A 1,394-nucleotide genomic window follows, 5' to 3' on the forward strand; every position below is an offset into this window, starting at 1 on the left:
GGGACATGCGACGGGACGAGCCGCTTCGTTCGTTCCATCCTCATGTCCGAAGGTGCCGATTCCGTGCGCAATTTTGGGATCCTGGTCCACACGCACGAAGTTCGCTCGTCTCATCGCATTGCCTCGATCACAGCCGTTGATGCCGCGTTGCCCGATCGGACCGCCCCTTCGATGCAGGCAGGCAGCCCGGTGTCGGTCCAATCGCCTGCAACGAAGAGATTCCTGAACTCCGTGCGGCACCCGGAGCGCGACGTGGCCGCCGCCGGGGTGGCAGCGAATGTCGCGCGCCTTTCCCGGATCACCTGCCAGGGCGGCAACGCATCGGACATTCCGGCCATGTACAGGCCGGTGACATATGAGACCTCGCTCCAGATCCTCCGTGCGAGTTCCTCCCGCCCGAGTTCGGCCAGATCCGATCCGCTGACGGTCACCGAAACCCGGCCGGGATACGCGAAGATCCAGTCGGATAAGCCGTTCACCACTCCGGTCATGCGCGGCTGGCTCGGGGGACAGCGCGCCTTGAAGTGAATGTTCGCGATCCCGCGGCACTCCTGGGGCGCATCGAGGCCCGGTACGAGGGCGGCTGCAGCCCTCGAGGGGACGGCGAGCACGACCTTGTCCTCAGGACCGAGCAGAATGACGTCGTCGCCGAAGGCGAGTCCGGCGACGCGGTTCCGGTTGAATGCCAAACGCTGCAGACACCTCCCGTATCGGACGGCCGCGCCGCGCTCCGCGAGGTAGCGCAGAGCGGGGTCGACGAACGCTTTCGACAAACCGTCCTCGGCGATGACAGGACGGCAGGCGCGCCCGCCGGCGACGAACGTTTCCCGCAGAACCTGCCCGGCGAGCACGGCATCGGCGTCCTTCGGGTCGATGTTCAGAGCCGCGAGCAGGACGGGCCGCCAGAGGCGCTCGTAGAGAAGCCCCTCGCAACGGACCACATCCGTGATCTTCGTCCCCTTGTCCGCGACCAGGAGGCCCAGAATCTCCGCATAGTCGCCGATCCGGCTCCCTGGCACGCGGCGACGCGGGTCGGCGACCCACCAAGGCACTCGCCCCGGGTTGGGATGCAGCGTCCAGCGTTCGCCCGTATCGAGATCGACGAACGGGTATTCCGCCCGAGGGGCTTCGGCGACCGCCGAGCGGCCCCCGATCCGGTCGAGGAAGCCCAACGCCGCCCGGTTGCCCGAGAGCGCGAGATGATTCCCGTTGTCGATGGTCATCCCGAGCTGCGTGTCGTGATAGGACCGGCAGCGCCCGCCCGCATGGGCCGCAGCCTCGTGAACGACGACCGGACGTCCGGTGTCGACGAGATCCACGGCCGCTGCGAGGCCGGACAAGCCAGCGCCCACGACGTGAACGGCGCCCTGCATCGCGGCTGCCCCTGCTACCTG

Annotated in this window: 1 protein-coding gene; it reads right to left on the bottom strand. The window is 67.8% G+C overall.

Annotated features, from left to right (window positions below; all coding sequences use genetic code 11):
• Window positions 1-110 precede the first annotated feature (110 nt).
• Window positions 111-1,373 (bottom strand): hydroxysqualene dehydroxylase HpnE, encoded by a 1,263-nt coding sequence (hpnE, locus tag MOX02_RS30565; protein ID WP_147029504.1) that lies wholly within the window; start codon window positions 1,371-1,373, stop codon window positions 111-113.
• Window positions 1,374-1,394: the final 21 nt, after the last annotated feature.

Origin of the sequence: Methylobacterium oxalidis, assembly GCF_007992195.1 — a bacterium.
Taxonomy (GTDB): Bacteria; Pseudomonadota; Alphaproteobacteria; order Rhizobiales; family Beijerinckiaceae; genus Methylobacterium; species Methylobacterium oxalidis.